Source organism: Tenacibaculum sp. Cn5-46 (assembly GCF_022347705.1).
Classification (GTDB): domain Bacteria; phylum Bacteroidota; class Bacteroidia; order Flavobacteriales; family Flavobacteriaceae; genus Polaribacter; species Polaribacter aiptasiae.
Window position 1 is genome coordinate 274,384 of sequence record NZ_JAKRGD010000007.1, and the last position, 22,353, is coordinate 296,736.

At 30.3% G+C, this 22,353-nt stretch carries 20 protein-coding genes; 13 read left to right on the forward strand and 7 right to left on the reverse strand.

Annotation, left to right across the window (positions count from 1 at the left end; all coding sequences use genetic code 11):
• The first annotated feature begins 76 nt into the window (after positions 1–76).
• The 9 genes from MHN29_RS15490 (at position 77) to MHN29_RS15535 (ending at position 8,881) form a co-directional block, all read left to right on the forward strand.
• Entirely contained in the window at positions 77–649 is a 573-nt protein-coding gene (locus MHN29_RS15490; RefSeq protein WP_235275448.1) for a fasciclin domain-containing protein, read from the forward strand.
• A gap of 20 nt (positions 650–669) precedes the next feature.
• A complete protein-coding gene (locus tag MHN29_RS15495; RefSeq protein WP_235275449.1) occupies positions 670–1,173 on the forward strand; it encodes a cytochrome c in 504 nt (167 codons plus the stop codon).
• 19 nt (positions 1,174–1,192) lie between these two features.
• Positions 1,193–3,157: a Sec-dependent nitrous-oxide reductase gene (gene nosZ / locus MHN29_RS15500; RefSeq protein WP_235275450.1), complete on the forward strand. Its 1,965-nt coding sequence runs from the start codon at positions 1,193–1,195 to the stop codon at positions 3,155–3,157.
• An 88-nt stretch (positions 3,158–3,245) separates the two neighbouring features.
• The gene (locus MHN29_RS18385) at positions 3,246–4,259 is read left to right on the forward strand and encodes a nitrous oxide reductase accessory protein NosL (RefSeq protein ID WP_317208036.1); all 1,014 of its coding nucleotides are present in this window, start codon (positions 3,246–3,248) and stop codon (positions 4,257–4,259) included.
• A 41-nt stretch (positions 4,260–4,300) separates the two neighbouring features.
• A complete protein-coding gene (locus MHN29_RS15515) occupies positions 4,301–5,713 on the forward strand; it encodes a nitrous oxide reductase accessory protein NosL (RefSeq protein ID WP_235275451.1) in 1,413 nt (470 codons plus the stop codon).
• Between the two features lie 54 nt (positions 5,714–5,767).
• Positions 5,768–6,157, forward strand: a complete 390-nt coding sequence (locus tag MHN29_RS15520; RefSeq protein WP_235275452.1) for a CopD family protein — start codon at positions 5,768–5,770, stop codon at positions 6,155–6,157.
• Positions 6,158–7,402: a nitrous oxide reductase family maturation protein NosD gene (locus MHN29_RS15525; protein WP_235275453.1), complete on the forward strand. Its 1,245-nt coding sequence runs from the start codon at positions 6,158–6,160 to the stop codon at positions 7,400–7,402.
• Positions 7,399–8,106 carry an ABC transporter ATP-binding protein gene (locus MHN29_RS15530; RefSeq protein WP_235275454.1) on the forward strand — a complete coding sequence of 236 codons (708 nt, stop codon included), beginning with the start codon at positions 7,399–7,401 and terminating at the stop codon, positions 8,104–8,106. Before MHN29_RS15525 ends, MHN29_RS15530 begins: the two co-directional genes overlap by 4 nt.
• Positions 8,099–8,881, forward strand: coding sequence for an ABC transporter permease (locus MHN29_RS15535; protein WP_235275455.1), 783 nt, complete (start codon positions 8,099–8,101; stop codon positions 8,879–8,881). Before MHN29_RS15530 ends, MHN29_RS15535 begins: the two co-directional genes overlap by 8 nt.
• A 6-nt stretch (positions 8,882–8,887) precedes the next feature.
• Here the strand turns inward: MHN29_RS15535 and MHN29_RS15540 are convergent, their stop codons facing one another.
• The gene (locus tag MHN29_RS15540; protein WP_150898756.1) at positions 8,888–9,337 is read right to left on the reverse strand and encodes an Rrf2 family transcriptional regulator; all 450 of its coding nucleotides are present in this window, start codon (positions 9,335–9,337) and stop codon (positions 8,888–8,890) included.
• Positions 9,338–9,383: 46 nt separating this feature from the next.
• Entirely contained in the window at positions 9,384–10,598 is a 1,215-nt protein-coding gene (locus MHN29_RS15545; RefSeq protein ID WP_235275456.1) for a hypothetical protein, read from the reverse strand.
• 125 nt (positions 10,599–10,723) lie between these two features.
• Between MHN29_RS15545 and MHN29_RS15550 the strand changes: the two genes are divergently transcribed.
• A complete protein-coding gene (locus MHN29_RS15550) occupies positions 10,724–11,992 on the forward strand; it encodes an acetyl-CoA hydrolase/transferase family protein (protein WP_370630572.1) in 1,269 nt (422 codons plus the stop codon).
• A 104-nt stretch (positions 11,993–12,096) separates the two neighbouring features.
• Here MHN29_RS15550 and ccsA read toward each other — a convergent pair whose 3' ends face one another.
• From ccsA to MHN29_RS15575, 5 genes are all read right to left on the reverse strand, one after another.
• A complete protein-coding gene (gene ccsA, locus MHN29_RS15555; RefSeq protein WP_235275457.1) occupies positions 12,097–15,243 on the reverse strand; it encodes a cytochrome c biogenesis protein CcsA in 3,147 nt (1,048 codons plus the stop codon).
• An 81-nt stretch (positions 15,244–15,324) separates the two neighbouring features.
• A complete protein-coding gene (nrfA, locus tag MHN29_RS15560) occupies positions 15,325–16,818 on the reverse strand; it encodes an ammonia-forming cytochrome c nitrite reductase (protein ID WP_150898760.1) in 1,494 nt (497 codons plus the stop codon).
• A 7-nt stretch (positions 16,819–16,825) separates the two neighbouring features.
• Positions 16,826–17,422 carry a cytochrome c nitrite reductase small subunit gene (gene nrfH / locus MHN29_RS15565; protein WP_150898761.1) on the reverse strand — a complete coding sequence of 199 codons (597 nt, stop codon included), beginning with the start codon at positions 17,420–17,422 and terminating at the stop codon, positions 16,826–16,828.
• A 17-nt stretch (positions 17,423–17,439) separates the two neighbouring features.
• Positions 17,440–18,165, reverse strand: a complete 726-nt coding sequence (gene ric, locus MHN29_RS15570) for an iron-sulfur cluster repair di-iron protein (protein WP_235275458.1) — start codon at positions 18,163–18,165, stop codon at positions 17,440–17,442.
• Positions 18,166–18,167: 2 nt separating this feature from the next.
• On the reverse strand, positions 18,168–19,406 hold the full coding sequence (locus MHN29_RS15575) for an alginate export family protein (RefSeq protein ID WP_235275459.1): 1,239 nt from the start codon (positions 19,404–19,406) through the stop codon (positions 18,168–18,170).
• A 165-nt stretch (positions 19,407–19,571) separates the two neighbouring features.
• On the opposite strand from MHN29_RS15575, the gene MHN29_RS15580 reads away from it, so the two are divergent.
• The 3 genes from MHN29_RS15580 to MHN29_RS15590 all read left to right on the forward strand — a co-directional run bounded on the left by MHN29_RS15580 (position 19,572) and on the right by MHN29_RS15590 (position 22,351).
• Positions 19,572–20,558 carry a hypothetical protein gene (locus tag MHN29_RS15580; protein WP_235275460.1) on the forward strand — a complete coding sequence of 329 codons (987 nt, stop codon included), beginning with the start codon at positions 19,572–19,574 and terminating at the stop codon, positions 20,556–20,558.
• A gap of 95 nt (positions 20,559–20,653) precedes the next feature.
• Entirely contained in the window at positions 20,654–21,046 is a 393-nt protein-coding gene (locus MHN29_RS15585) for a DUF6438 domain-containing protein (protein WP_235275461.1), read from the forward strand.
• A gap of 99 nt (positions 21,047–21,145) precedes the next feature.
• Complete coding sequence (locus MHN29_RS15590; protein WP_235275462.1) at positions 21,146–22,351, forward strand: multidrug effflux MFS transporter; 1,206 nt, start codon at positions 21,146–21,148, stop codon at positions 22,349–22,351.
• Positions 22,352–22,353 lie beyond the last annotated feature (2 nt).

Here is a 22,353-nt window from a genome sequence, read left to right on the forward strand (position 1 = left end):
TTTTAATATGATATTAATCATATTTTAACTTGAAACTGCTCTATAAATTTGTACAAGAATTATAAATCTTACACAGATGAAAATAAAAATTCCCTTACTATCGTTTATACTTTTGGTCTTTTTTATCTCATGTAAAGAGACTAAAAATGAAGCTTCTTATAATGATACAAAAGCTACTACAACAGTACATAAAGGACAAGCAGCAGTAGTTGATAAAGATTCTGAAGCTAATGCTTTACAAGTAGCAAAATCTTTAGATGATTTTAAAACATTGGTCGTAGCTGTAAAAGCTGCAGGTGTAGAAGATGCACTTGTAAATGCTGGTCCATTAACTGTATTCGCTCCCATCAATACAGCTTTTGATAAACTTCCAGAAGGAACCGTAGAAACATTGTTGAAACCAGAAAACAAATCACAGTTAGCTTTTGTACTCAAAAACCATGTAGCTCCAGCTAATTACCCAATAAAAACTTTGGAGAAAAATGTTAGAAAAAACAGAAAGCTATATATGGCATCTGGTAAATATTTAGATGTTACAAAACAAGGTAACGATTTGTATGTGGGAAATACAAAAATTTTAAAATCGGTAAAAGTAAGTAACGGATGGGTCCATGTTATTGGAGATGTCTTAGTACCTAAAGATAACTAATCCTTAAATCAATTTAGCATATGAAATTACAAAACCTACTAACAACGCTTCTAATCATAATTTTCATAAACTGTGGTGGTAATGATAAAAAAAGACCTTCTTATAATTCTTCAACAGTATCTAAAGAAGCAGTAAAGAAAACGCCTGCTAAAAAAGTAGTAAAAAAAGCTACTGAAAGCGGAACAATTGATTTAAACAACAAAGGAATAGGTCCTGTTAAATCTTTAAAATTAGATCCTACAATTAATACAGCAATGGCTGAAGAAGGTAAACTATTATTTAAAAATAAGTGTTCATCATGTCATAGAGTAAATAGAAAATTTATAGGACCAAACCCTACAGGTATCTTAGAAAGACGTTCTCCAGAATGGGTTATGAATATGATTTTAAACCCAGAAGAAATGGTAAAAAAAGATCCTATAGCTAAAGAATTACTAATCAAGTTCAATGGTTCTCCAATGGCAAATCAGAATTTAACTGAAAAAGAATCAAGAGCTGTATTAGAATATTTCAGAACCTTATAACAACCAAAAACAAGAATTTATGAAAACTACAATTAAAATATTTCTTGCAATAATCTCATCATCACTGTTTTTGATTAGCTGCGGGAACAATAATAAAAAAGGAACCACCAACGGTGTATTATCAGGAAATAATGCCGATAAAGTATACGTAGCTCCTGGAGAACACGATGAATTCTATGCCTTCGTATCTGGTGGATTCAGCGGACAATTATCTGTATATGGATTACCATCTGGAAGATTATTTAAAGTTATTCCTGTATTTTCAGTAGATGCTGAAAAAGCTTGGGGATTTAACGAAGAAACCAAACCAATGCTAAATACTTCTCATGGTTTTATTCCTTGGGATGATGCCCATCACCCTGATATCTCTCAAACCAATGGTGTTTTAGATGGTCGATTTGTATTTATCAATGGTAACAATACACCTCGTATTGCTAAGATAGACTTGTCTACTTTTGAAACTACTGAAATCATTGAGATTCCTAATACAGCAGGGAACCACAGTTCGTCATATGTAACAGAAAATACAGAATATGTAGTAGCAGGAACTCGTTTTGCTATACCAGTCCCTCAAAGAGATATGCCGATTAAAGAATACAAAGGAAATTTTAAAGGAGCCTTATCATTCATTAAAGTAAATCCAGAAGATGGAGGAATGGATTTAGAGTTTCAAATTTTGATGCCTGGATTCGATTATGACAAAGCACATCCTGGACGAGGAGATTCTAAAGATTGGTTTTTCTTTACCACTTATAATACTGAAGAAGCAAATACATTATTAGAAGTAAATGCTTCACAAAATGATAAAGACTTTATTACGGCTATTAACTGGAAAAAAGTAGCTGATTATGTAAAAAACGGAGGAGGAAAAAAGATGCCTGCTAACTATGCCCATAATGTATATGATGAGCATACACATTCAGCAACATCTACCATGAAAAAAGAAGTTTTAGTTATTGATCCTTCTGAAGTGCCTGGAGCAATCTATTTCTTACCTACTCCTAAATCTCCTCACGGTTGTGATGTGAGTCCTGATGGTGAATACATTGTAGGTAGTGGAAAATTATCAGCAGATTTAACGGTACACTCTTACAGTAAGATGATCAAAGCTATTGAAGATAAATCTTTTGATGGCGACGCATACGGAATTCCAATTTTGAATTTTGAAGCTATTAATGCTGGTAGTGTAAAGCAAGCAGGTTTAGGACCTTTACATACAGAATTTGATAATGAAGGAAATGCTTATACTACGTTCTTTATTTCTTCTGAAGTTGTAAAATGGAAATTAGGTTCATGGGAAGTAATCGATAGAAAGCCTACTTATTATTCACCTGGACACTTAATGGTTCCTGGAGGAAACTCTCGTAAACCATTTGGTAAATACGTATTGGTTATGAATAAAATAACAAAAGACCGTTATTTACCTACAGGTCCAGAAGTAACACAGTCGGCACAGTTATATGATATTTCTGGAGAAAAAATGGAGCTATTACTAGATTTCCCTACTGTTGGAGAGCCTCATTATGCTGCTGGTATTCCTGCTGATTTAGTAAAACCTCGTTCTAAAAAGTTTTTCAAATTAGAAGATAATAAACATCCTTTTGTAACTAAAAGTGAAGCAGATGCAAAAGTAGTTAGAGATGGTAATACTGTACATGTATACATGACCATGATTCGTAGTCACTTTGCCCCTGACAACATTGAAGGAATTAAAGTAGGCGATAAAGTATACTTTCATATTACCAACTTAGAACAAGATTACGATGTTCCCCATGGAGTAAGCATGATTGGTGCAAATACTTCTGAATTATTAATTATGCCTGGACAAACTGAAACATTTTTATGGGAACCAAAACAAGTAGGTGTTTGGCCATTCTATTGTACTGATTTTTGTTCGGCGCTGCATCAAGAGATGCAAGGATATGTTAGAGTATCCCCTAAAAGCTCTAACATAGAACTATCCTGGTCTTTAGATGGTGAGTAATTAATTTTTTTTGATTGACTGGCTGCTTGAGTTTTGAGATTGAATATGTTTTCAAGCAGCCTTTCATCAAAAATTAAATAAGCAAAAGATGAAACAGCCTAAAATTACAATGATAGCTGGTGCTTTATTATTATTAGGTCTCTTTATATTCCCTTTATGGAATATTACCTTAGAAGCTCCACAATACCCTACTCCGCTTGGAATGGATATTTATATCAATAAGTTTTCTGATACTAATGAGTTTGATATTAAAAATATCAATTTAATGAATCATTATGTAGGAATGCAATACATACCTAAAACTATTCCTGAATTTAAAGTTTTTCCTGTAGTAATTGGAATTATGGTAGCTTTAGGAGTACTTATAGGATTAAAAGCAAACTACAAATGGTATTTAGGTTGGTTTATAGTGATGACTATTTTAGGTATTGCGGGTATGTACGATTTCTACTTATGGGAATATGACTACGGACATAATTTAGATCCAAAAGCAATTATGAAGTTTACCAACCCTGATGGCTCTGTTATGGGATTTCAACCTCCTTTATTGGGAACTAAAGAAATCTTAAACTTTACAGCACATTCTTATCCTAGATTAGGAGCTTACTTTATGTTTATAGGTATGATATTAACACTTTCTTCTTATTTCATAGGAAAAAACAAACAAAAAAGAATTAGTATGAATTATATAAAACCTTTTATCTTTTTATTTGCCTTACTCCTATTAACTAGTTGTACAGTGGAACCTCAAAAAATTGATTATGGTACCGACGCTTGTAGCTTTTGTAAGATGACAATTGTAGAGAAGAAATTTGCTGCACAAATTGTTACTAAAAAAGGGAGAGCATCTAAATACGATGCTACGGAATGTATGCTAAACGATATTAAAAACAAGAAAGAAAACTCTTTAGCACATATCTTAGTAACAGACTATACAAAGCCTGAAAAATTAATTAATGCTACTGAGGCTACTTATCTAATAAATAAACAAATTAAAAGCCCTATGGGCGCATATTTATCAGCTTACGCTACTGAAAGCGAGGCTAAACTTAATGGAGATAACACATTTAATTGGGAAGCTATCAAAGAGCACTTCAATTAATACAATATAACTAGAATTCAACAATAAAATCAATCAAAAAAATGAAAGCAAAATATTATTTGTTTTGCCTAATTGTTGTTCTATTTCTAAATAAAACAGCTATTTCTCAAAACCAAGATTCTTATAATCAGTGTATTCAATGTAATATGCTTATTAAAGATAAATTACATAATGCTCAAGCAACAACAAACACTAATAAAGTTCTAAACTTTGATGCTATTGAATGCCTTGCTAATTATTTAAAAGAGCAAAAAACAACTTCTATTTCTAACCTAACAGTTGCCGATTATAACAGTGGTAAACAAATTAATGCTATAACAGCTACTTATCTAATCAGTAATGCTATTAAAAGTCCTATGGGCGCTAACTTATCTGCTTTTAAAACTAAAAAAGAAGCTGAGTTAATCCTAAAAACTAAGAAAGGAAAACTATATACATGGCAAGAAATTAGAAATACTTTTAATACTAATAAAATTGGACATACAGAACATCATCATGAGCACCATAATAGACCTGATGCACATGCACCAATTGGTGTAATGGGAGATCATTTACACTCAAAAAATGGGTTTATGGTTTCATTTCGTTATATGAATATGGAAATGGACGGGAATCGTTCTGGAACTTCTACTATAAATAACACTTCTATTTTTAATACATACATGGTTGCTCCACAAAATATGACTATGGATATGTATATGTTAGGAGTCATGTATGCCCCTTCTGATAAGTTAACTCTTATGCTAATGCAAAATTTTGTTAGAAATAAGATGAATTTAAAAGCTCGTATGATGATGGGCGGTAATACCATGTTTAGAGATTTTTCTACAAGTTCTTCTGGATTTGGGGATTTAAAATTAGGTGCATTGTATAGCATTTATAATAAAATGAATACTTCTATCCACTTAAATGGTACATTAAACATCCCAATTGGTAACATTAAACAGAAAGATGATACTCCTATGATGCAAAATGCCAAACTTCCTTATGCTATGCAGCTAGGTTCTGGTACTTTTGATATTACCCTGGGTGCAACTTATAAAGGAAATACCGAATACATTTCTTGGGGAGTACAACCTTTATTTACCTTCAGAACAGGAACCAATAGTCAAGATTACAGATTAGGAAACACACAACAGATTAATATTTGGGGAGCTTACAAAGTTGCCAATTGGATTAGCATTTCCGGAAGAGTTTTAGGTATTTCTCAAGGTAAAATATCAGGAAGAGATACTGAGCTTAATCCTATGATGGTTCCTACTGCAAACACCAATAACTATGGTGGCGAAAAAATAAAAACATTTCTAGGTTTTAATCTTATGTTTAATCAAAACTCGAGTCTTAAAAATTTTAGAATTGGTATTGAAGCTGGTGCTCCTATTTATGAAAACTACAATGGTATTCAAATGGACGAAGATTTATCTTTTCAGTTAGGTATTAAATACGCTATTTAACACATTAAAAATGTATTCACTATTAATTTTAGTACATATTATTGCTGCCTCAATTTGGGTTGGAGGCCATTTAATTCTGGCTATTCGTTTTCTCCCAAAGCCTTAAAAAAGAATGATTTTTCAATAGTTGAAAATTTTGAAAAGGCTTATGAACCTATAGGTTTACCTGCTTTATTAGTACTGGTTATTAGTGGTATATCATTGGCTTTAATTCGAGTACCTGAGCTAGCTAATTGGTTTACATTAAAGTCTTATTTTTCTAAACATATAATACTAAAACTAGTCTTATTAGCAACCACATTAGCATTAGCCATTCATGCACGTTTTTTTTTAATCCCAAAAAGAAAACTAAAACCATTAGCTGCTCATATTATTCTAGTTACTCTTGTAAGTATTCTATTTGTATTGGTTGGAGTTAGTTTTAGAACTGGTTTACTATTTTAAATGAAACTAAAAGTTACATATCATATAATCACTTGTATCTTCCTATTTACTGGAATGTTTGTGAATGCGCAACAGTTACGTGTTTGTTCTAATTGTAAAATTAAAACAATAAAAGAAGCGATTAAAATAGCTTCTAAACACGATTCCATTTATTTAGGAAAAGGTGTATATAACGAACATGATATACTTATAAATAAACCTTTAACCATTATAGGCAATAAAGAAGCCATTATTAATGGAAATAAAAAAGGATACATTCTTAAAATAGCTTCAGATAGTGTTGCTATTAATGGAATTACTTTAGAAAATGTAGGCAAAAGTTACACCAAAGATTTTGCTGCTATCTATATTTCTAAAAGCAAGCATTTTAAGGTTGAAAATGTTCGTTTAAAAACTGTGTTTTTCGGGATTTTAATTGAAAAATCTCACCATGGACTTATCAAAAATAACCATATTTCTAGTGAAGCTAAAGATGAAGCAGGATCGGGAAATGGTATTCACTTATGGCATAGTTCTAATGTCCTTATAGAAGAGAATAAAGTTCATAATTTAAGAGACGGTATCTATTTTGAATTTGTAACCCATAGTAAGGTTCTTAATAACTCAAGTTTTAAAAACTTACGATATGGGTTACATTTTATGTTCTCTAACAACGATGAATATCATCATAATACTTTTGAAAATAACGGTTCAGGTGTAGCTGTAATGTTTTCAAAGTTTATAACAATGACCAACAATACCTTTTTAAAAAATTGGGGAACAGCTTCCTATGGATTGTTATTAAAAGAGATTTATGATGCTGAAATCAATAACAATACCTTTCAAGAAAACACTACAGCAATTAATATTGAAGGATCTACAAGAATTAACTATTCTAAAAATACTTTTACTAGTAACGGATGGGCTTTAAAAATAGCCGGAGCTTGCTATGCTAATAAATTTTATAGAAACAATTTTTTAAACAATTCTTTCGATTTATCATACAATAGTAAACTAAATGACAATAGTTTTAATAACAATTACTGGAGCTCTTATACAGGTTATGATTTAGATAAAAACGGAATTGGAGATGTACCATACAGACCTGTAAAACTCTTTTCTTATGTAGTAAATAAGACTCCAGAAGCAATAGTATTGTTAAGAAGTTTGTTTGTAGATATTATCAATTTTTCTGAAAAGATATCACCAGCATTTACTCCAGATAATTTAGTAGATAAAGAACCATCAATGAACAAGATACAATGATACACATTAAAAACTTACATAAAACTTTTGGTAAAATTACTGTATTGAAAGAATTGGATTTAGATATTCAGTCTAAAGGAATTTTTGCAATACTAGGTCCAAATGGTTCTGGAAAAACTACGCTTATAAAAAGTATTTTAGGAATGGTAATTCCTGATAAGGGAACTATTAAAATAAACGACAAGGATATTTTAAAAAAGCACACCTATCGTAATAACATAAATTACCTACCACAAATTGCTAATTTCCCTGAGAACCTTACCGTATCAGAACTAATTCAAATGATAAAAGATGTTCGTACAAAAGAAGCAGTAGATTCAGGGTTGATAGAACTCTTTGGGTTGCAACCTTTTTTGAAACAAAAACTTGGGAATTTATCTGGAGGTACCAAACAAAAAGTCAACTTGGTGTTAACCTTTATGTTTAATAGCGATTTAATAATATTAGATGAACCTACAACTGGTTTAGACCCTATTTCATTACTGCATTTAAAAGAATTGATTAAATGGGAAAAAGAAAAAGGAAAAACCATTTTAATTACTTCTCATATTATGAGTTTTGTTGAAGAAATGTCTGATGAAATTGTGTTTCTTTTAGATGGAAAAATTCACTTTAAAGGAAAAATTGAGCAACTAAAAGAGCAAACCAATCAAACTGATTTAGAACATGCAATTGCTAACATTTTAACTAAAGAACATGTTTAAAATATTAAAATATAGTTTTTCGGATTTACTACGAAGTAGATGGAGTTATGTATATTTCTTCTTTTATTTAGTTATTGGTTTTGTTTTATTATTTCTAAATAATGACACCTCTAAAGCTGTGATTACCTTAATGAATATTATAGTGGTATTAACACCTCTAATAGGAACCATTTTCGGAATTATGTACTATTATAATTCAAGGGAATTTACAGAACTTTTATTAGCACAACCTTTAAAAAGAAGCACCATATTTTTAGGACAATATATTGGAGTTTCTCTATCTCTTTCTCTAAGTTTAGTATTAGGTTTAGGCATACCTTTTTTAGCCTATGGAGTAATACAATCTTCTGCTATTTTTAACTTTATTTCTTTATTAGCTATTGGTGCTTTTTTAACCTTTATTTTCGTGGCTTTAGCATTTAATATTGGTTTAGCTAATGAAAACAAAATAAAAGGATTTGGTTATGCCATTTTATTATGGTTGTTTTTAGCAGTTATTTATGACGGCTTATTTCTAATTTCTTTAATTGTTTTTCAAGAGTATCCTTTAGATCAATTTTCTCTATTCTCTACACTTTTTAATCCTGTAGACCTATCGAGAATATTAATTCTATTAAAACTAGATATTTCAGCCTTATTAGGCTATACAGGAGCTGTGTTTCAAAAGTTCTTTGGAACTAACTTTGGAATGTTACTCTCAAGTATTGTTTTAATATTATGGGTAGTTTTACCTACTTGGAAAATTGTTTTAAAATCAAAAAAGAAAGACTTTTAACTTGAATTAGTTTACATCTAATTGTTTTAAAGAAATATGTCTCCCTTTAATTTTTATCTCTTTTGTAAACTCTCTAATGGTTTTGTCTTTAAAATCGTCCATTAATTTCTTTTTAAATGGAGCAACTGTAAAATGAACGGGACAAGGATTTTTATCGTCACAAGAAGACAATCCCATAAAGCATTGATCAAACTTATCGGTTCCGTCTATACTTTTTATAATATCCCAAACAGTATTCTTAAAGTTGAGTTCATTCAAATAAAAACCTCCTGTTGGACCTTTTGAAGAAGAAACTAATTTACTTTTTGTAAGCTGTTGTAATAATTTTGCTAAGAAAGGTTGAGGTACACTTAACTCTTCAGCAATTTTTTTAACTCCTACTCTACTATTTTCTTCATTATGAATAGCTAAATAAAGTACTGATCGAATAGCATATTTACAAGCATTTGATAACATTCACGTTTTTTATATAAAAGTAATAAAAAAGATGTTTTAGTCTTTATTATTTTCGTTTAAACTGACTCATAAAAATGTAAGTTATCTCTATAAAAAATATAAAACTAACAATAACTAAAGCTTCGAAATAAAAATTAATTAGTAATAGATTAAACCAAGAAGTTAGCGCCTTATAAAAAATTAGCACTTCGGTTAAAAGAAATCCAGTTACATAAAAAGCAATACTTCTTTTTGACAAAGTTACAAGCTTAAAACTATACAAAAACAGTAGTAAACAAATACTAACTACTCCTAAAAAAATCCAATGCAAATAGCCTATAACTAAATCTATATTCGAAGCAGTTCTATTTGCTATTTCTGGAATTGTTCCTAATAATTGAAACACTAGTTTTAAGAAAAATAAAAGAACTACTACTTTTAATGTTTTAAGGAAAAAGCTTGAATATGACTTTTTAATTCTTTCTTTAAAATCTCTTAGTTTATATATTAAATAAACGAATGATATTAATTGAAAAACAGCACCTAACCCTGAAACTAAATAAACTCCAAGATGAGGTTTCATCCATAATAATGAAATACCAAAAGTTAAAATAACTCCAAGATTCATTAACCAAAAGAATATATTAAAAACGCTCTTAGAAATTCGAATATTTTGTTTTTCTAAAATATAGAATCCAATACCAAACAATGCTAAAATAAACCATCCATTGTATTGAAAATGAAGGTAAAAATAAATTGCGTTCTTATATAAATCGGAACCACTTCCTGCTGTTTTCATAATTACTCCCAAAGCCCATGGACCAATACTAGAGATAATCATATACCATAAAGCTATACGAACACATTGATAAGAATGTGTTTTTTTCTGTTCTACAGGAGTATACTTAAACAGTATGTATGCATATACATATGAAACAATTAAAAATAGTGTAGAAAAAATAATAGAAAATAAAGCATATCCAGTAAATGGAAATGTAACTAACATTCCTATGATAGTTACTTGAGTTGCCCAAAATATTTTCTGATATTTACTTTTTATATTTAATTCACTCAAATACATCTTAAAAATGAGTGTTGTTATAGCTGTATATACCCACCCTAATAAGGCAATATGTGAGTGTGTATGCACTACAAACCGATAAGTAAACGATAAATCATAAACAGAAAACAAACGCAATAAAACGCCTAAAAAAGCTATGATAAAAAAATAACCTAAAGCTATTTTACTATGTTTTTGCAAGAAATTATTTGATGATAGCATACTTGTAAAAATACGGAATATGAGATAAAAATAATCTTAAAACTAATATGATTTTTATCATTTTATACCATCAGCTTTCGGCGGAACTTTGCAATAAATAAAACAAAATGATGAGTAGAGATATGATGAAAATTGTAACCGCTGAAGAAGCAGTTTCAATTGTAAAATCTAACGATAAAATATTTTTTCAAGGAGCAGCAATGACTCCTAATGTATTAATAGATAATTTATGTGAGCGTTATAAAGAGCTATCTAATGTAGAAATTATTCAAATTCATACACATGGTGAAGCTAAATACTTAGAAGAACCATATTCTAATTCTTTTAAGTTGATTAGTTGTTTTGTAGGAAACAATGTTAGAAAAGGAGTTAACACAAATAATGGTGATTATGTGCCTATTTTCTTGAGTGAAATTCACTGGTTATTTAGAAGAGGTATTTATCCTTTAGATGTAGCTTTTATTCAAGTTTCTCCTCCAGATAAGCATGGATATTGTTCTTTAGGAGTATCTGTAGATATTACCTTACCAGCTATTCAAACGGCCAAAGTAGTTATTGCTCAAATAAATCCAAATGTACCTAGAACACATGGTGATGGAATAATCCATATTAAAAACATTGATTATGCTGTTGAAGTAAATTCACCAATACACGAATCTATTACTGGAAGTCCTTCAGAAATTGAATCTCAAATAGGAAAACACGTTGCTGGATTAATTGATGATGGTGCTACTTTACAGATGGGTATTGGAAATATTCCAAATGCTGTGCTTCATAACCTAACCAATCATAAACGATTAGGAATTCATACCGAAATGTTTTCTGATGGTATTCTTCCCTTAGTAGAAAAAGGTATTATTACAGGTGAAGAGAAAGAAATTAAAACAGGTAAAATTGTTACTTGTTTTGCTGTAGGTTCTCAAAAACTATATGATTTTATTGACGATAATCCTTTAGTACACTTTAAAGAAGCTGGTTATACAAACGATACCTCTCTTATTAAATTAAATCCAAAAGTAACAGCTATTAATAGTGCTATTGAAATTGATTTAACAGGGCAAGTTTGTGCCGATACTATTGGTAAATACCAGTATTCTGGTGTAGGTGGTCAAATGGATTTTATCCGTGGAGCATCTTTATCTAAAGAAGGAAAAGCTATTATTGCTATGCCATCAATGACACCTAAAGGAATTTCAAAAATTACACCTTTCTTAAAAGAAGGAGCTGGTGTTACTACAACAAGAGCCCATGTTCATTATGTAGCAACAGAATATGGAGTAGTTAATTTATTTGGTAAAAGTTTAAAGCAACGAGCAAAAGCTTTAATTTCTATTGCTCATCCAAATTTTAGAGAAGAATTAGAACGAGAAGCTGCCAAAAGATTTTCGTTATAAAACTTTTCATTTTTCCCCTCCCCTTATAATTAAAAACTCCATAATCTTTATTGACTATGGAGTTTTCTATTATATTTTTCTAACAAAATTCGAAATTCATAATGTTATTTTATCGATTGTTTTCGTTTGTATACTACTAAAACAGTTAATAAAATCATACTAAATAGAATTACATACACAAAACTTGGTATTGGTACAGGATCTCCTGAAGCATAACTATGTAAACCTGATAAATAATAATTCACACCAAAAGAAGTCATTATAATTGACCAAAAAGCAAACATACTTGCTGTATTGATAACAAAGAAATTATTCAACTTTGGTACAAAACGTAAGTGTAAAACAATTGCATAAACTATTATACTAATTAATGCCCAGGTTTCTTTTGGATCCCATGCCCAATAGCGTCCCCAACTTTCATTTGCCCATACTCCTCCTAAAAACGTTCCTATAGATAAAGTAAACAATCCTATAGTCATAGAAAGTTCATTTATATAGCTAAGTTCTTTAATTTTTAACTCTATAATAGTTTTGTTCTTTTTTGTTTTGAATAACATTAAAAACAACGCCATAATTCCTAAAACTGCCGATAAAGCTAATGGTGCATAACTACTTACAATTGTAGCTACGTGTATTTTTAACCAATACGATTTTAATACAGGCATTAAGTTAGTTATCTCTGGATTTAACCAATCCAAATAACTTACAAATAATAAAGCTCCAGTAAACAAAGTAGCTAATGGTAATGAAAAATCTGACTTTCTAAAAGTTATCAAACCACTTAAAAGTAAGCACCAAGCTACAAAAATGAGCATTTCATATCCATTACTCCATGGTGCGTGTTGAGCTATATACCATCTTAAAATAATATTAAATGTAAAGAATAAGAAAGATACTAATGTGATTAAAATTAATCCATTCCATAAAAAATTAATCCATCTCTTTTCAGCAAACATCTTTACTACGGCTAAGATTAGAAGTAAAAATCCTACAGTGAAAAATACTTGGAACAACCAAAAATTTATATTCGCTTTGTTATACCATAGCTCTGCTTCTACTCTTTCTTCTGTTGGAATAATATCAGCACTTAACACTTCCTGATACTTTTTAATATAAAGCATTTTTTGATAAGCTTCTTTATATTTTCCTTGCTCTAAATCTTTAAAATAGCTTGGTAAAATTGTTTTAGTAAAACGTGCATCTTCTTCAGTAAAATCATTAAAATGATGATTATAACTATACCATGTATTATTCTCATCTCCTTTTTTAGGAAATATTTTTAAATAGTTTCCAGTAAATAAGTTATACAAAATATTAAAACGCTCATCAATCTTTAAAACCTCTTTATCAAACTCATTACGTTCGGCAGGTTTCTTTTTATTGGCTTCTTCTACTTCATTTGACAATAAGTAATTTCCTTCTTTATCTAAAAAACTAATAAATGAGTATAAACCATTCTTACCTTGAATTACATCTTTTAATAAATCTCCTGTTTTATCAATATCTGCTTTAATAATTGGAATTCTTTGCCATAATTGTGGCACCATGTGCATTCCTAAAAAAACTTGATTTACATCCAATTTTATTGTTCTAGTAGCAATTGGGTATTTAAAATTTGATTTTCGAGAAATTTTTCGAATACATTCAGATGCCAATGTATTAATTGGTTTAATACGACCGTCTAAATCTTGAACTAACAAACGTCCAAATATTTCTGACTGCTGTTTATCTATTTCTAAGGAAGAAACTAATCTTTCAATAGCTATTTCTTTAGGAATAGAATCTTGTTTAGTTATAGCAAATGTTGAATTAAATGTAATTAAAAGAAGCGCTATAACTGTAGCTTTAGTTTTCAATTTCTTTAATTTTTTATTTATAAGTTGAAAACGTGAAGCCTTTCCAAAAAAAGTAAAAAACATCCCTATTCCCATTAATAAATAGCCCAAATAAGTTACCCAAGTGCCTAAAAAATCGTGATTAACAGAAAGCACCGTTCCTTTTTCGTCTGTATCATAACTTGCTTGAAAAAAACGAAATCCTTTATAATCTAAAACGTTATTCATAAAAATACGATAATCAAAGTTTTCTTTTTGATCTATTACGGTTACTTCACTTGCATAAGCAGATGGACTAGACGATCCTGGATATCTTTCTAGTTGAAAATCATTTAACTTTATAGAAAATGGTGTCTGAATTGCTCCAGCTCCGTAAGACAAAATAACTTGCGTTCCATCTTTAAAATCTACTTGATGTTTTATTGGTAAAAAACCTTCTCTGTATAATAAGTTTACTTCTTGTGTTTCTTTTCCTACAGTTAGATTTACAATTAGAGCATCGTCTAAAGAAACATCGTTATCTGTTTTGCTTTTTGCTGAACTTATTAGTTTAAACTTCCCTTTTGGATGGTATGAAGTAGGTACAAATGAAAAATCGCCCGATCTAAATAAAGTTCTTAAATTAATTTCTTGTAAGCTATCATGTTTAATTCTACCAGCTTGCTGATTTGACATCATAAAGAAATCTATTGGATGTGGAGTAATCATTTTAAACTTACCATCTTCCTCTATAATATTAATAATTCCTTCTTTATTAGCTTCAAATCCAACTTCATGCTGATGTTTTCCTATCTTTTCTATTTCTCCTTTTTGTAAATAAATTGTATTCCTTCCATTACCTGTCGTTGTAACCATTTTAAGTAAAGGAACTCCTATAATGCTATCTGTAATTACTTCAGGAGATGCATCTGCTACATACTCTTTAAATGAAATTGAAACAGGTGTATTCTTTATATTTTCTTGAAAATGAAAACTATTATCTCTTAAAGGAGAAAATTGTAATTTTTCTTGAATCGTTTTACGTTGATTGTCCTTTATAAATGTAGCTGATAATAGTTTGGTATCTGAAATAATTACATTTGAAGTTGCTCCTTCTCTAATACGCATAATACCGCTATAAGAAGTATAACGCGTTATTCCAGCACCTAATAAAACAATAACAAAGGCTAAATGAAAAAGAAAAATAGCCCACTTACGCTTACTTAACAAATTGTATTTAAAAATATGCAAAAAGAAACTAATTGCTAGTCCTAACATTACTACTTCAAACCACCAAGCATCATAAATACTAGCCCAAGCAACAGCTGTTCCGTAATCGTTTTCAACAAAGGTAGCTACCCCCATAGCAATTGCAAATACTAGCAATAATAGTAATGCTAATGAAGATGATGATAAAAATTTATATAGTTTTTGCATATTCTACTTATTTAAAAAAGATAATTTTTAAAGTTTAACCCCTAAAAATTATCTTTTAACATCTAAACACTGAAGTTTTAATTAATTCAAAGAAACTTTTTTACTTCCGTAAGTCTTTTCTCTTTCTTTTGCTTCCTCTAACCATTTTGGAAGTAAGTTTTGTTTAAACTCTTCCTTTTCTTTATGAAGTTTTTCCATGTCTAAGCCTATGTATGCTTGTGCTTTCTCTTTAGTAGAAATATCTGGCATTTCTACAGGCTTATTGTATCCTAATTCTGCTAACAAACGAGCTAATTTTACACGTCCTTCTGTAGCTTTGTCCAAACCACTTGCTATAACTCTACCCGTTTCTACTGGTGAGTGAAAAGAAGCACCGTGTGAAGCTGCTGCATAATCCCAACGCCATTGAGCATGACGGATATCCATCAAAATATCTTTCATTTGTTCTTCTGTAGCTCCTAAGTCCCAACATTTTTTTGCTTCTACATGCATTCTTACTAAAGCATCTTCTAGTTTTAACCTTGCTTCTGTAGATTTTTGTTGACGTTCATATACATTTGCTTTTAATTTATCTGCTTCTTCTCTATGACAAACTTGACATGAGTTTGCTACATTATTCATTGGAGATTGTATATGGTGATCGGTAAACTTCTGTCCACCTTCACTCTTATAAGGCATATGGCAATCGGCACAAGAAACCCCTCTATCTGCGTGTACTCCTGTTAAATAAGTTTCATACCCTGGATGTTGTGCTTTTAACATTGGAGCTTTACTTAATTTGTGCGTCCAATCTTTAAAATTCATGTCATCATAATATTTTTCCATAGCCTCAACAGACATTCCGTTTTTCCATGGAAATGTTAAATATGGAACTCCTTCTTTACCTGGTTTTTTCTTATCAAAATAATACTCAACATGGCATTGTGCACATACTAACGAACGCATTTCTTGGTGAGTTGCTTTGTTAATGTCTTTACCCATTGCTTCAAAAGCTTCTACCAATGCTGGTCTGGTAATTGTAAGTTTCATTGTTTTTGAATCGTGACAATCTGCACAACCTATTGGATTGATTACTTCATGTCCTTTATCGGCCCATTTTCCTTTATAAAACTCTGTAATCCCAACTTCATTCATCAACCTAGGTACATCAGGACTTTTACATGTCCAACAAGTAGCTGGCATTGGTCCATCTCCTTTTCCTTTAGGTCCTCCAGTTCTTAAACTGTTTTGTAAATCGACCACTGCATTTTGGTGACCACGACCTTGACTATAATCTTTTGAAAAACCATAACCAGCCCAAAGTACTACTAAACGAGTGTCTTCTTCTAACATATCTCTCATTTTTGAACCTCCTTGAAAAGATTCAAAATCACTTTTTTCAGTTTGTAAGAAAGATTGATACTCTGCCGGAAAATTTTTACCCCATTCTTCATTTCTAGGCTCATTTTCGCTAATTTCTACCTGAGGTACGTATTTATACTTTGCTTCATTTTTTCTATTTACAATGCTTGAAGCTAGTAGCCCTAGTAGAAAAACGACTACTACAGTTACTAAGAATAATAATTTGTTTTTCATTGTTTTGTTACTTTTTTATTTGTTGATTAAGCCATTCTGGAATTACCGTTTCTACATTATCTGTGGGGATTGGAGCAATGTTATTTCTTATAGTAGAAATTCCATGCACCGTACCATGGGGAAGTTCTTGATGACAAGACCAACATTTACGTTCTGTTCTATTTTCTTGATGATTTTCAAGCCAACCGTCGTATTTTACTTGTGTTACTTGTTGTATATGACATCTTATACAATTGTTTTGTACTACTTCTTGTGAAGCTTCTCTCATAAACATTACCTCTGGTTCTGCTCTTGCTGTAAAAACCGAAGCATGAAATAAACCATCTTTAGCTTTGAAATAATACTTGTTAAAAACATTATCATGTGGTACATGACAATCATTACAAGAAGCTTGCTCTCTATGCGAACTATGCATCCAACTATTGTACATAGGCGTCATTACATGACAGTTTACACATGCCAAGGGATCATCTGACATATAAGAAACTAAAGAAGCTTCTTTTGCCATAAAAAAACCTAATCCTGTAACTATTCCTATTAAAACAATAGCTACTTTTCTCCATTTAGATTTTTTATTTGGTAATATTTCGCGATTAAAATTCAAGTCTTTTGTTTTTATCTTTAAGAGGCTGTTAACTCTTTTTCTAACTTAATAGCCTTTGGATGTAAAATGTTATTTTCTAAATGTATATGCTGATGTAAATCTTGTTCAAACTCTTCTAGTTTAGCATATAAAGCTTTAAACGTATTACACGCTCCTTCTGGTGGTGTATAATTGTTTGTTAACCTAGCTATTTCCTTTAAAACACCTCCTGCATTTTCATGCTCATGCTCCATCATTTTAATTGGATTATTTACGGTGCCAAATGGAGGTCGTTTATATACTTCCTTTTTCTTTTTGGCATCTACCAACTGATTTATAAATGGAAATAAAATTTGCTCTTCTTTTTGCATGTGAGAAATTAATTCGTTTGCTACTTCATGAAAGAGCTTATTTATTATGACTACTTCTTCATAATGATGTCCGTGAACTTTTGCCACTTTATTAGCATATTGAGATAATAAAGGAAGACTTTCTCTTACATATGTATGGTGAAGATTTTCAATATAAACTATTAAAAAATCTAAGCTCCAACTATCAAAGTCTTGCAATTTATCTACCACTTTATCTACTTCAGAAAGCTCTTTTTCTAAAATTGCTTGGTCAACATTGTTTTTTTTACAAGCTTTTTCTACTGTAATAGCTCCTCCACAACAAAAATCTATTCCATGCTTCTTGAAAATATGTGCAGTTTTAATATTTTCGGTAACATACGCTGCTACTGTTTTTTCTCTTGACACTACCATAACTATTTATTTTTCGTTTTAAATAATACAGGATTAATAGTTACCATTACCCATCCCCAGTTGTTGGTATTTTCAAAGTTTCCTTTTAATGCTCTCATTCCTTCTGAAGCAAATAAGTGAGAATACCCAGCTTTAACTCCAATTTCTTTAGTAAATCTATATCCATAAACAAGATCTACTTCTGTTCCTAGCTGTTTTGAAACTGTACTATTGATGTCGGCAGCAGCAGAAAAATTATGAACAAATGCTGTTAAATTAGATTTTGGATTTAATTTAAAATTTGCTTTAGTATAAATATCTAATAACCCTACACTGTTTATGTGATTTCCAACATAGAAATAGTCCATGAACCCATTAAACTTGTGGTTTGTTCCATAAAAAGGATTAAATGCATTGTTCTTTCCACTTGCAATATTGTAATCGTTACCGCTTTGTAACTCAACACCTAAACCTACTGTTGTTTTGTTTGTTACCTTGTAGTTTGATTCTAAACCAAATAAATAAGCGCTTAAATCATTGTTATTAACATCGTTTCCAAACTGATAAAAGATATTAGCTGCTATATTTAATTTATTTCTTTTAGCTTTTAAATGTGTACCAACAGTTTGGCTATATTTTATTCCAGAAATAGACTGTAGTCCATTATTCAAGAATAAAAAGCTACCTGAGAAATTCTCAAAATCTTTATGAATCCATGCATACTGTAATGCCTTATACGTGTTCGGTGTTGTTAAATTGGTACCTACAATATTTTCTTTAGACTGATTGAACGCTAAACCAACATCTAACTTAAAAGTGTTCTTTCTATATTTTAATAGCGCTAAATCATGACTTCTAGCTTGTTGTGCCCAAGCTACATTACCAAACATTCTACTATCGTCATAAACAATTTCTTGACGTCCTAGTTTTAAAGAAAAATTAGAATCTAACATAATTTCTCCCCATGCTTGATGTATACTTAATCCATTTGAATCACTTGAATTTAATTGAGGTACATCCCCCCAAACTCTAACATCTTGAACACTTACATAAAAGTTCAATTTCTCAATTCTATAATCAATATTTACACGTGTTCTTTGCGATGTAAATAAAGCTGCTTTTTCGTTATCTGGAAATAACGTTTTAAAACCATGTCTGTATTCTGCACGAGGACGTATTTCAGCATCAATTTGTAATTGTTGTGCATAACCTGTTAATGAGAATAACAGTAAAAATGCTGAGAGAAATTTAAATACTTTCATAATAATTCGATTTTACATTATCTATAAGCACAAATTTCAGTAGAAACAATTCTTTATTCTATGATAAAAATCATAGATGCTTTTTTTTAAGTAGGGTAGATTTTGATATTGCTGTTTAACTTATATAACCGCGCGGATTTAGTTACTAATTAAAATTTAAACATTATGAAGAAAATCAAAAGATTAATCATACCTCTTTTCATTGTTTTATCAATTTTAGTGATAAACTCGTGTAATAATGATGAAATAACTGTAGTTCCTTCTAATGCTACTGGTAACTCTAACGATACAAATACTGGAAACACTGGTAATCAAGAACAAGGTAGTGATGGTGAAATTACTTTATATAAAATTGATGGTGATAATATTTCAAAAATCAAAGATTATAAAGTTGTTGGGAAAGATTTAGAATATCAGAAAGATGTTGCTAAACATAATCAGATATGGGATTTAGTAAAAAAGATAGTACCATTAAATCAACGAAAAAAAATGGGTGAATTTTTAATTTACAATGGCTCAGTTTCTGGAAGTGCTGGTTTTGTAGTACAATTAAAAAAAGACTTATCGAGTTGGAAAATGGGAATTGCTATTGATTATGCATATCAAGGTAGTTTTAATGCTGGTGGAGAGGTTGCATATACTATAATTCATGAGTTTGGACATGTTTTAACTTTAAATGACTCTCAATTAAATGCAGCTATTACTGCCGAAAATTGTAAAAACTATTTTCCAGGAGAAGGTTGTGCTAAAGACAATTCTTACATAAATGAATTACATGGAAAATATTGGAAAGATATTTGGGAAGAATTTCAAACTGCAAAAAAAGATCAAGATTCGCAACAAAAATTTTACAGTAGATATCAAGAAAGATTTGTAACTCAATATGCTTCTACAAATCCTCCTGAAGACATTGCCGAAGTCTTTGCTACTTTCATTACTAGAAAAGAAAAGCCAGCAGGAAATTCAATTGCTGAAAAGAAAATTTTATTAATGTATGAAAAGAGCGAATTATTAGAATTTAGAAATCATATCAGAAAAAATTTACAACTAAGAGCAAAAGGTAAAGCATACGCATTTGAATTACCTGAACCTGGAAAGTGGAAACAAGCTAACACTTTTGGAAATCCTCATAAAACTAAATGTAGACATTAAATAATATACATTATAAGGCGCTGTTGAGAGTAAATACCCTTCACTACCCTTCAATCATTTACCTCTTGATGGCGTCATTTTTTAAATTATTAAGTATGAATCAGTCCTTATTATACATATTATTTTTTGCTATTCTTAGTAACTGTTCAGTTTCTAAAAATATAAAAGAAACTCCCTTTATATATTACGGAAAATCATCATGTTTTGGGAAATGCCCTGTTTTTGATATATATATTTATAATGATGGTGAAGTGGTTTATAAGGGACTTCAAAATGTAGCTTTAAAAGGTGAACATAAATTCTCTCTTTCTAAAAATCAATTACAGGAAATTGAAGAGGAACTTAAAAAAGTTGATTTCAATACAAAAAATGAAGTAATCAGAGATTTACCTACTACTACACTAAAGTATAATGGTAAAAAGCTTTTAGTAAGAAATAAAGAAAAAATAAAAGACTTAGTTAAATTATTGGAAAAAATTATTGAGTAGTTTTTTCTATTTGTTTGTTTTAAAAAGACCATTGTATAAAAATGGTCTTTTTTTGGTTATATATAGCTATACTGAAGATAAACGCAGTATTTTTGCCGAATGCAAAAACAAGAAAATAATTCTAAATTAGAATTCATAGCTTTAATGGCCTCATTAATGTCATTAGTAGCTTTATCAATAGATGCTTTATTACCTGCTTTAGAACAAATAGGTTTATCTCTTAACATACAACAAGCATCAAGTGATAATCAATTACTTGTAACAATGATTTTTTTAGGTTTAGGTTTTGGTCAGTTAATATCTGGTCCTATTTCCGATAGCTTAGGTAGAAAACCCATAATTTATGGTGGTTTTATACTCTTTGTCATTGCTAGTTTTATTTGTGTTAGTGCTTCTTCTATTGAAATGATGGTTTTTGGTAGAATACTTCAAGGAATTGGATTATCAGCTCCAAGAACTATAAGTATAGCAATGGTTAGAGACTCTTTTAGTGGCGATTACATGGCTAAAATTATGTCGTTTATCGTTGTTATTTTTATCATGGTTCCTGTAGTAGCTCCTGCATTAGGTAAATTAATGTTAGATATTTACGGATGGAAATCTATTTTTTATAGTCAGTTAATTTTTGGAGTTATTGTTATGATTTGGCTATGGAAACGCCAGCCAGAAACTTTAAAGGAAGAAAATAGAATTCAGTTTTCCTTTCAATTATTTATCACTGGTACTAAAGAATTTATTAAGCACAAACAAGCCATTGTTTTCACTTTAATTTCTGGATTTATTACTGGGTCATTTATGGTTTATTTAAGTGCTTCTCAACAAATATTTCAAGAACAATATCATTTAATAGATGAGTTTCCATACATCTTCTCAGGTCTCGCAATAGCAGTAGGTTTTGCTACTTTTTTAAACGGAACTTTCGTTATGAAATTTGGTATGCATAAATTGGTTTCTGTCTTTTTGGTTGTATTTACATTGATTCCAATCTTATATATCTTTTTATTTTATCAAAAAGAAAACCCAAGTATTGTAATTTTATTAACCTTCTTTGCTTTACAGTTTTTTGCAATTGGTTTTCTATTTGGAAACTTAAGAGCACTTGCTATGCAACCTGTAGGACATATTGCTGGTATTGGAGCGGCTATTAATGGATTTGTTTCTACAATAATGGCTGTACCTATAGCTACTATTATAGGTAAATTTGTTATTACCACTACCCTTCCACTATTTATTGGATTTCTAGTTTGTGGTACCTTATCAATAGTTTTATTAAAAGCTACTAAACTTAAAGCAGTAAAAAGCTAATT